Raw genomic sequence first — 12,904 nt, forward strand, 5'->3', positions numbered from 1 at the left:
CAATCACCTTTTCTTCTGCAGCAATTCGACCAGTTCCTCGAACTTCTGGCGCTGGTCGTCGGCGTCTCCGCTCGATATCGCTTCGGCCACGCAGCAGGCGGCATGGTCCTTCAAGACCTGTGTTTCGACCTTGGCCAGCGCGGACTTGATCGCCTGAATCTGGGTGAGGATGTCGATGCAGTAGCGATCGTCCTCGATCATCTGCGCAACTCCGCGCACCTGACCCGCGATCCGGTTGAGTCGATTGATTTTCGCGGTCGAACTGTCGGCCATAATTCCGATCCCGTTGAAATACCCTGCGGGGGTATATATGTGCAGCGCGTCATCGGATCAACAGAGCCGGAAAATCTTCTTCGTCATGCAGATCAATCGCCGCCGTTTCATCACCAGCACAGCAGGCATTGCCGCAGCCACATCGCTATCGATGCCCGCATGGGCCAAGGGCGGTTCTCTGACCCATGCGAAACGCGGCTTCGGTGAGGTATCGGGCGAAGACATCCGCCTTTCCATCGGCAATCATCATTTCATGACCGGCGGCCGCTCGGGCCATGCCGTGGCCGTCAACGGCACGGTTCCCGGCCCGCTGGTGCGCCTGCGCGAAGGCCAGAACGTCAAGCTCCACGTCACCAATCACCTGGACGAAGACAGTTCGATCCACTGGCACGGCCTACTGGTCCCGTTCCAGTTCGACGGGGTTCCGGGCGTCAGCTTCCCCGGCATCAAGCCGGGCGAAACCTTCACCTATGAATTCCCGATCCGGCAGAGCGGCACCTATTGGTGGCACAGCCACTCGGGCCTGCAGGAGCAGGCGGGGCACTATGGCCCGATCGTTGTCGAAAGCGCCGAACCCGATCTGCGTTACGACCGCGATTACGTCGTCCTCTTAAGCGAGTTCACGCCGATCCATCCGCACGAGATCATGCGCACGCTGAAGGTCGGCGAACATTATTTCAACCGCCAGATGCAGACCGCGACCGACGGCGACATGTCCGGGGAGATGCGGCGCATGTGGGGCGAAATGCGGATGAACCCGCGCGACATCTCGGACGTGACCGGCACGACCTACACCTATCTCATCAACGGGCATGGCCCGGCCGACGATCTCCAGCTGGAATTCCAGCCGGGAGAGCGTGTGCGCCTGCGCGTAATCAACGGCTCGGCCATGACTTTCTTCAACGTCCGCATTCCCGGCGTGCCGATGACCGTAATCCAGGCCGATGGGCAGGACGTGGCCGATGTCGAGGTGGATGAATTCCAGATCGGCGTCGCGGAAACCTACGACGTGATCGTTACGCCGCCGGCCGGCAGCCATGCAGTCGTTGCAGAGGCGATGGACCGCAGCGGCATGGGCGTTGCCAGCCTAACCTCGCACAAGGGACATATCGCCACTCCGCCCGCGCTGCGGGAGCCGGTGACGCTGTCGATGACGGACATGGGCATGATGGACCATTCCGCCCATGGCGGCGGCGGTTCGATGGATCACTCCATGCGCGACAAGAGCGCGGTGCCGGACGATGTGAAGGTCGGTCCGGGCGTCGACATGATCGCGCCGATGCCGGTGGACCGGATGGATTTCCCCGGGCTCGGTCTCGACACGGTCAAGCATCGCGTGCTGCGCTACACCGACCTCAAGGCAAAGCGGATGAACCCGCACCGCACAGTGGACCGCGAGATGGAAATCCATCTCACCGGGAACATGGAACGCTACATGTGGAGCTTCGACGGCAAGAAGTTCACTGCCGTCACCGACGACCCGATCCGCTTCGGGTATGACGAGCGGGTGCGCGTCAAGCTGGTCAACGACACGATGATGGCCCACCCGATCCACTTGCACGGCCATTTCTTCGAGCTGGTGAACGGGGCCGATCACATGCACCAGCCGCTGAAGCACACTGTCGTCGTTCAGCCGGGCGGGACTGCGACTTTCGACCTGACCGCGAACGAGCCGGGCGACTGGGCCTTCCACTGCCACCTCCTCTACCACATGCACGCAGGCATGATGCAGGTGGTGACGGTGCGTCCCTTCCCCGCACCGGGAGAAGCATGATGCGTAGCCTCGCTCTACCACTCGCGCTGCTTTCCGCGCCGCTCGCCGCGCAAGATCATTCCGGCCATGCAGGTCATTCCCAGCCCGCACCGCAAGAACCCGATCACTGCGCGATGGGGCACCTGCCGCCGGAAAAGTGTCCGCCAAAGAGCGAAGCTGAACCAGCCGCCGAGATGGACCACTCGGCGATGGACCATTCCAAGATGGACCACTCGACCATGGATCATTCGGCGATGGGTCAGCCAACGGTCGACCATTCCGCCCACGGCGCGATGACCGACAAATCCGCCCCCGGTGCCGCTCCCGAAAGTGCCGTCCCGCCCCGCGCCCTGGAAGGCCCGCGCCACGCGGCCGACCTGATCTGGGGCGAGAGCGCCATGGCCCCAAGCCGCGCGCAGCTGGCCCATGAAAACGGTAGCATGAAGACCGGCATGATCATGCTGGAGCGGCTCGAAGCGCGCGTTCCGACAGATGGAGGCGACACCGGCTATGTCTGGGATGCGCAGGGCTGGTACGGCGGCGATCTCAACCGTTTCGTCGTCAAGTCCGAAGGCGAAGGAGAGTTCGGGGCAGAGCTGGAGGACGCAGAAATCCAGGTGCTCTACAGCCGTGCGATCGGGCCGTTTTTCGACCTTCAGGCAGGTGTTCGCTACGATATCGAGCCCGACAGCCGCGCCCACGCCGTGATCGGCGTGCAGGGTCTTGCGCCCTACATGTTCCATGTCGACGGCGCGGTATTCCTGTCCGACCAGGGCGACCTGACGGCGCGGATCGAGGGGGAATACGACCAGAAGATCACCCAGCGCCTGATCCTGCAGCCGCGTGTGGAACTGGAACTGTCCGCCCAGGATATTCCCGAGCGCGAGATCGGCGCAGGCCTTACCAAGGTCGAGCCGGGCCTGCGCCTGCGTTACGAATTCACGCCCGAATTCGCGCCCTATGTCGGCGTCGAATACGAAGCCAAGCTGGGCGAGACGGCCGACATAGCAAAGGCCGCCGGGGAGGACCCCGACGGCCTTAAACTGTTGGTCGGCCTGAGGGCCTGGTTCTGATCGCTTAGCGCGGAGCCATGCGGATCGCGCCGTCGAGGCGGACGTCTTCGCCGTTGAAATAGCCGGTCTCGATCATGCACATGGCGAGCTTGGCGTATTCTTCCGGATTGCCGAGGCGCTTGGGGAACGGAACGCTGGCGGCCAGCGCTTCCTTCACCTGCGGCGGTGCGGCGTTCATCAGCGGGGTGTTGAAGATACCCGGCAGGATGGTGTTCACGCGGATGCCTTCACGCATCAGGTCGCGCGCGATGGGAAGCGTCATGCCGACCACGCCGCCCTTCGAAGCGGAATAGGCAGCCTGGCCCATCTGGCCATCTTCGGCAGCGACCGATGCGGTGTTGACGATCGCGCCGCGATCGCCCTCGTCCGTCAGCGGGTCGAGGCTCATCATGCCGGCAGCCGACTTGGCGATGCAGCGGAAGGTGCCGATGAGGTTCACCTGGATCACGAAATCGAAGGCAGAGATCGGGAAGTGCTTGATCTCGCCGGTCTGCTTGTCGCGGCTGGCGGTCTTGATGGCATTGCCGATACCGGCGCAATTGACGAGGATGCGTTCCTGGCCGTGAGCCTCGCGGGCCTTGGCAAAGCCTGCATCGACGTCTTCGTCGCTGGTCACATTGACCTTGCAGAACACGCCGCCAATATCCTTGGCGACCGCCTCACCCTTTTCTTCGTTCATGTCGAAGATGGCGACCTTGGCACCCTTGGCGGCGAGCGCACGCGCAGTGGCTTCGCCGAGGCCCGATGCACCACCGGTCACGACTGCGGGGGTATTTGCTGAAACTTCCATGAAAAATCCTCTCAATTCAGGTAATTAAATTGCCTCGACGATAGTAACGTTGGCGACGCCGCCGCCTTCGCACATCGTCTGCAGGCCGTATTTCTTGCCGCGCGCCTTCAGCGCATGGACCAGCGTGGCCATCAGCTTGGTCCCCGATGCACCGAGCGGGTGGCCAAGTGCAATAGCCCCGCCGTTGACATTGAGCTTTTCAGGGTCGGCACCGGTGTGCTTGAGCCATGCCAGCGGCACGGGCGCGAAGGCCTCGTTCACTTCGAACAGGTCGATGTCGGAAATCTTCATGCCCGCCCGTTCCAGAGCGCGGTCGGTGGCGAACAGCGGCTCTTCCAGCATGATGACCGGATCGCCTGCCGTCACGGTCAAATTGTGAATGCGCGCCAGCGGGGTGAGGCCGTATTCCTTCAGCGCCTTTTCGCTGACTACCAGCACTGCGCTGGAGCCATCGCAAATCTGGCTGCTGGAGGCGGCGGTAATGGTGCCTTCGGGGCTGAGCAGCTTGACGGACTGGATGCTTTCAAGCGTGGCATCGAAGCGGATACCCTCGTCCACCGTGTGCATTTCCGTGCCTTCCGGCGTCTCGATTTCCACCGGCACGATCTCGGCCTCGAAGGCGCCCGAACGCGTGGCCTCGATTGCCTTTTCGTGGCTCGACAGGGCGAAGCGGTCGAGATCGTCCTTGGTGAAGCCGTGCTTCTTGACGATCATTTCCGCGCCCATGAACTGCGACCACTGGATGCCGGGATATTTCTCCTCGAGGCCCGGCGATTTGTAGTTCCCCAGGCCCTCCTTCATGTGGAACATCGCCGTCGAACCCATCGGCACGCGGGTCATGCTTTCCACGCCGCTGGCGATCACAACGTCCTGCGTCCCGCTCATCACGGCCTGCGCGGCGAACTGGATCGCCTGCTGGGAAGAGCCGCACTGGCGGTCGATGGTGACGGCGGGCACGCCTTCGCCGAGATGCTTCGATGCAAGCACGGCATTGCGCCCGACCTGCATTGCCTGTTCGCCGCCCTGGCTGACGCAGCCCATGACGACATCGTCGATCGCCTTGGCTTCGAGGCCCGAGCGTTCCATCACGGCATCGAGCGACTTGGCAGCCAGATCGACGGGGTGGACGCCGGCAAGCCGCCCCCCGCGTCTCCCGCCTGCGGTACGTACGGCTTCAACGATATAGGCGGCGGGCATAGTCCATCTCCGGATTCGAGTTGCTGTTTGCCACTGGCTACGTTCCGTTGACGTAAAGGTCAATCGCGAAAGGCAATCCGGAGAATCCCTCTATGCTCAAGAAATCGCCGTATTTCCGCCACTTTGGGGCTGTGTCTATTTCGCAACACACGATGCGCGAACGCGCCGTCCCGAGATAAACATTTTGCAATTTGAAGACACATTTGAGCACATGCGGCATCCGCAAAACCAGGTGCCTCCCCGGCGCCTGCCGCGGTATAAATTAGAGGGGTTTCTCATCCGGTTAGTTCGGATGAGAGCAAGAAATAAGGATTGAAGCATTATGAGAATGCAAAGCAAGCTTAAGCTGGCAGCGGCGCCCCTGGCGCTCGGTGTCGCGCTTGGTGCGCAGCCGGTCTTTGCTCAGGACGCCGACGTAACCGTCGCCGACGAAGAGCAGACTCCGCCTACCGCCATCATCGTTACGGGTTCGCGTATTTCGAATCCGAACCTCGAACAGTCGAGCCCCATCCAGCTCGTCACTTCGGAAGACATCGGCATTCAGCAGGTTACCAACGCTGAAGAACTGCTGGTCGACCTTCCGGGCGTGGTTCCCGGCTTCGGTAACAACGTCAACAACGGTTCGGGCGGCTTCTCGGCTCTCAACCTTCGCGGTCTCGGCACCAACCGTAACCTCGTCCTCGTCGACGGTACGCGCGTTGTTCCCAGCACGCTGACCAGCACGACCGACCTTAACATCATCCCCGTCGCACTCGTCGAGCGCGTCGAAGTCGTAACCGGCGGTGCTTCGTCGGTGTACGGTGCAGACGCTATCGCCGGTGTTGCCAACTTCATCCTCAAGGATGACTTCGTCGGTGCCGAATTCTCGGGCACGGCTGGCATCAACGAGCGTGGCGACGGTGAGCGCGTTCGCGCAGACATCACCCTCGGCGCAGGCTTCGACGACGGTCGCGGCAACGCAACGCTGAGCCTCGGCTACCAGAACGTCGCATCGGTCCTCCAGGGCGACCGTGACGTTTCGAAGAACACTTTCTTCGTCGGCGGCCAGGAAATCGGTTCGGGCACCTCGGTTCCGACCCGTCTGAACGGCGACCAGTACGATCCGGATACGGGTGAACTGGTTCCGACCTACAACACCTTCAACTTCGCACCCTTCAACTACTTCCAGACCCCGCTTGAGCGTTTCAACGTTTTCGCGACGGCCAATTACGAAGTTAGCCCGGGCGTCGAATTCTACACGAAGGGCATGTTCACCAAGGCCAAGGTTCAGCTGCAGCTTGCTCCGTCGGGCCTGTTCGGCGACACCTACGATTTCCCGCTGAACAACCCGTTCCTGACCGACGCCATCCGTGACCAGCTTTGTGCTGATAACGAGATCGACCCGGCAACCTGTGTCGCCGCTGGCAATGCCACGGATCCGACCGACGACGCCTATCTCGAAGTTCCGACGATCATCAACCGTCGTCTGGTCGAGCAGGGCAACCGCCAGCGCGACTTCACCACGAACCAGTTCCAGGTCTGGGCCGGCGTTCGTGGCGGCCTGACCGATCTGCTCGATTACGACGTTTACGCCACCTACGGCGAATCCGATCGTTCGCAGAGCAACATCAACTGGGGCCTCAAGTCGCGTGTCCAGCAGGCGCTTCGTGCAAACGACGCAACGACCTGTTCGGATCCGTCGAACGGCTGTTCGCCGATCAACCTGTTCGGTGACGGTCGCTCGATCTCGCCGGAAGCAGTTGCATTCTTCGGCCAGCCCGCAGGCAACACGGTCTCGACCTCGCTTGCAGTCGTCAGCGGCAGCATCTCGGGCGACCTGACCGAAACCGGCTTCCTCGCCGCAGAAACCCCGATCGGTTTCGCTATCGGTGCGGAATATCGTGACTACGGCGCATCGCAGCTCTCCGACGTTTCCTTCGGCACGCAGGACGAAGTCCTCGGTACCGGCGCTCCGTCGCCGAGCTACTCGGGTGGCTACAACGTCAAGGAACTCTTCGGCGAAGTCATCGTACCGCTGGTCGAGAATTCGTTCGTCTACGGCGCCACCCTCGAGGCTGGTATCCGTGTTTCGGACTATTCGAACACCGGTACGAGCGTGACGTGGAAAGCCGGTGGTAGCATTGAGCCGTTCGAAGGCTTCGTGTTCCGCGGCATCTACCAGCGCGCTGTTCGCTCGCCGAACATCTCCGAGCTGTTCCTGCCGACCACGACCGGCCTTGCAACGCTGGCAGTCGATCCGTGCGAAGGCGCGGCTCCGACGACCAACGCAACGCTTGCAAGCATCTGTCAGGCACAGGGCGCACCGGCCAGCTCGATCGGCAGCATTCCGTCGCCTTCGGCAGGTCAGGTCAACGCCACCAGCGGTGGTAACCCGAACCTCGACGTCGAAACTGCAAAGAGCTACACGCTCGGTGTGATCTTCACCCCGAATGCTGTTCCGGGTCTCGCCTTCACGGCCGACTACTACAGCATCAAGGTTGAAGACGCGATCACCAACCCGACGACCAACGACATCATCGATCCGTGCTTCGGCGCTGGCGGCACTTCGCCCGACGCATCGAGCCCGGCTTGCGACCTGATCGGTCGTAACCCGCTGAACGGTTCGCTGAACGGCGGTGGTGACACGCTTGGTCTGGTGCTTGCTCTGTCCAACCAGGGCACGATCGAAACCAGCGGTGTCGATGCACGCCTGACCTACGACATGCCGACCGGCTTCGGCGGTCTCGGCTTCGACTTCGGTGTGAACTGGGTCGACGAGATCAAGTTCCAGGCGAGCCCGACCTCGATCAACCGCGAATGCGTTGGTCAGTACAGCTCGAACTGCAGCTTCTTCAACGGCGAAATCGTTCCGGAATGGTCGGCTAACGGTCGCGTTACCGCCAACCTCGACGACTTCGGTGCAGTATCGCTGCGCTGGCGCTGGATCGACGGTGTCAACTACGAGGAAATCCTGTCGACTGCAGGCGTCCTCGAAGAATACCAGTCGATCCCGGGCTATCACTACTTCGACCTGAACGTCCGGGCCGATGTGGATGAGCGCATGAGCCTGACCTTCGGTGTGTTCAACATCTTCGACAAGGAACCGCCGAGCGTCAGCTCGTTCATCGGTACCTCGGCGCAGAACTCGGGTAACACCTATCCGTCGACCTACGATGTTCTCGGACGTCGTTACTCGGTCACGGCGAACATCTCGTTCTAATCCTCACGGATTGACCGAAAATAGAAGCGGCGGGCTCCGGCCCGCCGCTTTTTTTACGCCCGTGACAAACGATACGTATTGCCATACAAATCTCGGCAAGGAGGAAATTCATGAAATTTACGCATGGTTTTGCTGCTGCCACTTTGGCCCTTGCAGCGTCGCCTTTTCTGATGACCACGAGCAGTGCATCTGCTCAGGCTGCTCCTGCGGCTGCCAACCAGACTTCGGAAGAAGAAGCGACCGAAGACGCCGAGGTCGACCAGAACGAAATCGACTGCCGCCGTATCAAGGTGACGGGTTCGCGTGTCCGCAAGAAACGTATCTGCATGACTTTCGCGCAATGGGAAGCTTACGGCCGCAACAGCCGCGGTGCAGCAACCGAAATGCAGGACGCGGGAACGATCGACCCCGCAGGCGAACGCGGAGGCTGATCTGCCAGTACTCCCGCAATAATCGGGGGCCTTTCATTCGAGAACATGCCGTCTCGATTGCAAACTGACCATAAGACGGCGGGCTATTGCCCGCCGTTCGCTTTTGCCCTAGGCAGAAATGGGGACTGCTCAAGACATTCTTATTGTTAGGATTTTCATGCGCACTCCCACCACCTTCACGCTTTCTGCAATACTCGGCCTCGGCGCTCTTGCCTTTGCAGGCTCAGCCCACGCCGACACGCCTCCTGCGGCCGTCGCACAACCTTCTGCCGCTCAATCCCCGGCAAAGACAGATGCGGAAACCGTCGCGTCCGACCCAGAAGAAGTCGTGTGTCGTCGGATCAAGGTGACAGGCTCTCGCGTCCGCAAGAAGCGCATCTGCATGACTGTCGCCCAGTGGGAAGACCGGGGCCGGATGAGCCGCGAAGGCGCGTCGAATATGCAAGAGGCAGGTCTCGTCAACTCGCAACGCGGCGGATAATTCTTTGGCTTGCGGCGCTGTTCCTTCATAGCCGCAAGCATGGATAGCGAAGCCCTGATTCAGAATGCCATCGCGGCCCGCAATGCAGGCCTCGGCGGTGAATGGATTGCCAGGCTACAATCGGGGATCGAGCTGGACGCGGCCAATCCCCGCCTGTGGCACACGCTCGGTACGCTGTTTCGTGCAGAGCTGGAGAGCGAGCGGGCGATCGCGGCCTTCGAGAAAGCTCTCCAGCTCGATCCAGCCTCTTTGGTCAGCCGCCATGCTCTTGCACGCGCGACCCTCGAATCCGGTCAGCCTGCGGTCGCGCTTTACGATGCTGCATTGGCGCTGGATCCGGGCAATCAGGCATTGGTCCTGGGCAAGGCCTCCGCCCTTGCGGCGCTTGGAGAGGCCGATCAATCGATCGCGCTGCTCAATAGTTACCTCAAAAGCAGCCCCAATGACCTGGATACCCACCGCCAGTTGGTAGAGACGCGCGTGGCCAGGGGCGAAGGTTCGGCGGCGTTCACGGCCCTTGATGCTGCAATTGATACAAGCCCCAACGACATCGGCCTGCTGACACTCAAGCTTGACCTGTTGCACGCCGGCGAAGAATTCGAGCGCCTCTTGCAATTCGCCGACGACCTGGATAGGCGCCTCGGACCCGGGCCTGGGCTTGCGACCTATCAGGCAATCGCGGCTTCGGAGACGGGGCGGACAGAGCGCGCGGACCGCCATTTCTCCTCGCTTCAACCGGTGAACGCCCCCGCCCTCGCCAGCCACCTCATGCGGCATCTGGTGCGCAGTGGACGGATTGACGAGGCGATCGCTTTGGGAACATCGGTAATCGGCCAGGACGGCGACCAGCATGTATGGCCCTGGCTCGGGCTCGCATGGCAAATGGCGGACGACCCGCGTGCGGACTGGCTGTTCGACCAGCCCGGACTGATCGAAACTTACGATGTCCTCGATAGCGACGAGCTGCAGCTGCTGGGCAGCACCCTAAGGTCGATCCACACTGCTCGCGAAGGGTTTCTTGGCCAGTCCGTCAGGGGAGGCACGCAAACCGATGGCCCCCTGCTCGCCCGTTCGGAACCCGAAATACAGGCGCTGCGGCTCAAGCTGATCGATACCGTCGGCAGCCACATAGACGCTCTGCCGATGGTGCCCGGCCATCCTGTCCTGCAGCGCAAACCGGACAAGGTTCGCATCATCGGATCATGGTCGGTGCTGTTGCGCGCAGGGTCTGGCTATCACACCAATCACGTCCACCCCAACGGCCTGTTCAGTTCGGCGCTCTATATCGACCTGCCCGAGACGCTGGGACCATCGAGCGAAGAGGGCATGCTGGTTCTCGGGGAACCGCCGAAGGAACTCGGCCTGGAGCAGAAGCCGTTCCGCAAGATATTGCCGCGACGCGGCAGGCTTGCTCTCTTCCCCTCGATCCTTTTCCACGGAACTACGCCCTTCACCGAAGGAGAGAGGCTGAGCGTGGCCTTCGATATCGCTCCCTAGGCGCGCCACACTCTGGGGCGCGTACCGGGCCCACCTGCATGAAAAGGGCCGGCATACCCGAAGGTATACCGGCCCTATTCGTATTAGAGGCTGAAGATCAGATCAGAGGCCGCCGGGGCCGCAGTCATTCTTCAGGAAGTCGAACATCTTCGTATAGAACTGCTGCTGATGCTCGAACATCAGCGTCGTATAGAAGTGGTCGGCACCCTTGAGGGTCAGGAACTGGGCGTCCTGGATACCGGCCTTCTCGATCGCGTCCTTATAGTCTTCGTAATGGAAGTAGAGGACACGGGCGTCGACATCGCCGTGAACCATCAGGATCGGCACGTTGACCTTCGAGACTTCATTGATCGGGTTGATGCCGATCATGCCGCGGCGCTGCGCCCAATCGTCGATCGCCTTGGGCGAATAGGGGCTGCGACGCTGCTTGTAGCTCTTTTCCGGATCGGAAACGGCCGCGCCGGCGATCACGCACTGGTAGATGTTCGGCGAACGCGACGCTGCGACCAGCGCCGAGTAGCCACCGTAGGACCAGCCCATGAACGCAACGCGATCGGGATCGACGAGGCCCTTCTCGATGAGATAGAGCGCGCCGTCATCCTTGTCGTCCTGCATGGCGAGGCCGTGTTCGCCGTAACCTGCGTCGAAGTGCTTCTGGCCCCAGCCCGTGGAGATCCGGTTCTGCGGACGAAGTACCGCGTAACCGGCATTCACCAGCATCTGGTCCCACTCGTCATAGCCGACCACGCCATTGACGTGCGGGCCGCCGTTGTGACGAACGATCAGCGGATAGGGGCCTTCGCCCTTCGGCCGCATGAAGTAGGCCGGGATCGTCAGCTTGCCGTCACGGGACGGATAACGGATGAATTCGACATCCGCGAGCTGCTCCGGCTGGATCAGCGGGTTGCGGCTGCCAAGCTTGGTCATGGTGCCGTTGCGGACCAGCCAGTACGAGCCGGGATCGCGCGGACCACGGTTCGATACGATCATCGTACCGCCATCGTTAGAACGGCTTGTGATGCTGACCTGGTGGGCATTCGGGATCTGGGCCTCGAGCGCGTCATACAGCGCCTTTTCGCCCTCATCGAACCAGATAGTGCGATATTTGTCCCACGGATAGATCGCGCCGACGAGCGATTCGTCACCCGGCATGGAGCTGGTGCGAATGCCCATGATATCTGCCTGGTCCGTGCCAGCGAGCTTCTCACCGAACTGGCCGGTGTCGAAGTTGAACTCCCACAGGGCAGCCTTGTCTTCGCCGCGGTTGTCGATGACATAACCGATACTCGGGTTGTCGGGATCGAAACCGGCGAGCCCCATGAAGCCCGAAAGCGTGCGATACAGGTTCTCGTGCTTGTCCTGATCGTAGCGCATCAGTTCCGTCCACGAGCCTTCGCCCGGCTTACGGTAGTAGGTGATCGCTTCCTTCGTTCCTTGATCGTAGCCGACCGTCCAACGCGGATTGCCTTCGTCGTCGAACTGCGCAGTCGGATACTTTTCGCTGCCCTTCAGCACCAGGCTCCGCGTGCCGCGCGCAAGGTTGACCTTGTAATAGGAACGCGGACGGAAAGCTTCGAACGGATCGACGCCCGAGGGATCGGGAATTGCAGTCCCTGTTTCGACGATGATATTTTCCGGGTCGTTCGGCAGGCGGTTTGCGATGCCGAAGTTACCGTCGATCTTACGGAACTTGTTGGTCTTCAGGTCATAGGCATAGCCCGCATAGTCATAGGTGCCCTGTTCGGGTCCGTTGACCTTGCTGCGGTTCTGCTGCCACGCCGAGCCGAAGATATAGCGATCGCTGACCCAAGAGGCGCTGATGATTTCCATCGGGTCCGCATTGAGCACGCGGAAGGGCTTCGACATGTCCTCGGTCTTGTAGATCTTGAGGAGGTATTCGCCCTCCTTGCTTTCTACCACGTGGACGAGAACGTGCTTGCCGTCGGGCGAAACCTGTACGGCGTTGACGACGTCGCGCAGCGCCCAGACCTCGATCGGAACGGTCGGCATGCCGGTCGTGTTCTGTTGTGCCGCAGCCGGGGCGGCGACAATCCCGAGAGATGCGGCTGCACCGGCAGCCAGCAGAGCGGATTTGATGATTTTCATGAAGCGACTCTCACAAGATATTCAAAAAGGGTGACCCTCAATAGCAAAGGGCGGCACCGTGTCCAAAACACGGAACCGCCCTTTCCTAAACTAACTCAGATGAA

Annotated in this window: 10 protein-coding genes; 6 read left to right on the top strand and 4 right to left on the bottom strand. The window is 61.3% G+C overall.

Annotated features, from left to right (window positions below; all coding sequences use genetic code 11):
- Positions 1-3 precede the first annotated feature (3 nt).
- Positions 4-273, bottom strand: a complete 270-nt coding sequence (locus LCM24_RS03080) for a metal-sensitive transcriptional regulator (protein ID WP_224802703.1) — start codon at positions 271-273, stop codon at positions 4-6.
- A gap of 85 nt (positions 274-358) precedes the next feature.
- Here LCM24_RS03080 and LCM24_RS03085 point away from each other — a divergent pair, with 85 nt between their 5' ends.
- Both LCM24_RS03085 and LCM24_RS03090 read left to right on the top strand, forming a co-directional pair.
- Positions 359-2,047, top strand: coding sequence for a copper resistance system multicopper oxidase (locus LCM24_RS03085; protein ID WP_224802704.1), 1,689 nt, complete (start codon positions 359-361; stop codon positions 2,045-2,047).
- Positions 2,044-3,099: a copper resistance protein B gene (locus LCM24_RS03090; RefSeq protein ID WP_224802705.1), complete on the top strand. Its 1,056-nt coding sequence runs from the start codon at positions 2,044-2,046 to the stop codon at positions 3,097-3,099. Before LCM24_RS03085 ends, LCM24_RS03090 begins: the two co-directional genes overlap by 4 nt.
- 4 nt (positions 3,100-3,103) lie before the next feature.
- Here LCM24_RS03090 and LCM24_RS03095 read toward each other — a convergent pair whose 3' ends face one another.
- Positions 3,104-3,889: an SDR family NAD(P)-dependent oxidoreductase gene (locus LCM24_RS03095; RefSeq protein WP_224802706.1), complete on the bottom strand. Its 786-nt coding sequence runs from the start codon at positions 3,887-3,889 to the stop codon at positions 3,104-3,106.
- Between the two features lie 24 nt (positions 3,890-3,913).
- Entirely contained in the window at positions 3,914-5,086 is a 1,173-nt protein-coding gene (locus LCM24_RS03100; protein WP_224802707.1) for an acetyl-CoA C-acetyltransferase, read from the bottom strand.
- A 322-nt stretch (positions 5,087-5,408) separates the two neighbouring features.
- On the opposite strand from LCM24_RS03100, the gene LCM24_RS03105 reads away from it, so the two are divergent.
- From LCM24_RS03105 to LCM24_RS03120, 4 genes are all read left to right on the top strand, one after another.
- Entirely contained in the window at positions 5,409-8,285 is a 2,877-nt protein-coding gene (locus tag LCM24_RS03105; protein WP_224802708.1) for a TonB-dependent receptor domain-containing protein, read from the top strand.
- Between the two features lie 110 nt (positions 8,286-8,395).
- On the top strand, positions 8,396-8,716 hold the full coding sequence (locus LCM24_RS03110) for a hypothetical protein (protein WP_224802709.1): 321 nt from the start codon (positions 8,396-8,398) through the stop codon (positions 8,714-8,716).
- Positions 8,717-8,873: 157 nt separating this feature from the next.
- Positions 8,874-9,197 carry a hypothetical protein gene (locus tag LCM24_RS03115; RefSeq protein ID WP_224802710.1) on the top strand — a complete coding sequence of 108 codons (324 nt, stop codon included), beginning with the start codon at positions 8,874-8,876 and terminating at the stop codon, positions 9,195-9,197.
- Positions 9,198-9,236: 39 nt separating this feature from the next.
- Positions 9,237-10,694: a 2OG-Fe(II) oxygenase family protein gene (locus tag LCM24_RS03120; protein WP_224802711.1), complete on the top strand. Its 1,458-nt coding sequence runs from the start codon at positions 9,237-9,239 to the stop codon at positions 10,692-10,694.
- Between the two features lie 102 nt (positions 10,695-10,796).
- On the opposite strand, the gene LCM24_RS03125 is transcribed toward LCM24_RS03120, so the two are convergent.
- A complete protein-coding gene (locus LCM24_RS03125) occupies positions 10,797-12,800 on the bottom strand; it encodes an alpha/beta hydrolase family protein (protein ID WP_224802712.1) in 2,004 nt (667 codons plus the stop codon).
- Positions 12,801-12,904 lie beyond the last annotated feature (104 nt).

Source organism: Qipengyuania aquimaris, assembly GCF_020171965.1.
Classification (GTDB): domain Bacteria; phylum Pseudomonadota; class Alphaproteobacteria; order Sphingomonadales; family Sphingomonadaceae; genus Qipengyuania; species Qipengyuania aquimaris_A.

What these genes read in the sequence shown, in the direction of transcription:
- LCM24_RS03085 (WP_224802704.1), top strand. Translation starts at nt 359, where the DNA reads ATGCAGATCAATCGCCGCCGTTTCATCACCAGCACAGCAGGCATTGCC.
- LCM24_RS03110 (WP_224802709.1), top strand. Translation starts at nt 8,396, where the DNA reads ATGAAATTTACGCATGGTTTTGCTGCTGCCACTTTGGCCCTTGCAGCG.
- LCM24_RS03105 (WP_224802708.1), top strand. Translation starts at nt 5,409, where the DNA reads ATGAGAATGCAAAGCAAGCTTAAGCTGGCAGCGGCGCCCCTGGCGCTC.
- LCM24_RS03120 (WP_224802711.1), top strand. Translation starts at nt 9,237, where the DNA reads ATGGATAGCGAAGCCCTGATTCAGAATGCCATCGCGGCCCGCAATGCA.
- LCM24_RS03080 (WP_224802703.1), bottom strand. Translation starts at nt 273, where the DNA reads ATGGCCGACAGTTCGACCGCGAAAATCAATCGACTCAACCGGATCGCG.
- LCM24_RS03100 (WP_224802707.1), bottom strand. Translation starts at nt 5,086, where the DNA reads ATGCCCGCCGCCTATATCGTTGAAGCCGTACGTACCGCAGGCGGGAGA.
- LCM24_RS03125 (WP_224802712.1), bottom strand. Translation starts at nt 12,800, where the DNA reads ATGAAAATCATCAAATCCGCTCTGCTGGCTGCCGGTGCAGCCGCATCT.
- LCM24_RS03090 (WP_224802705.1), top strand. Translation starts at nt 2,044, where the DNA reads ATGATGCGTAGCCTCGCTCTACCACTCGCGCTGCTTTCCGCGCCGCTC.
- LCM24_RS03115 (WP_224802710.1), top strand. Translation starts at nt 8,874, where the DNA reads ATGCGCACTCCCACCACCTTCACGCTTTCTGCAATACTCGGCCTCGGC.
- LCM24_RS03095 (WP_224802706.1), bottom strand. Translation starts at nt 3,889, where the DNA reads ATGGAAGTTTCAGCAAATACCCCCGCAGTCGTGACCGGTGGTGCATCG.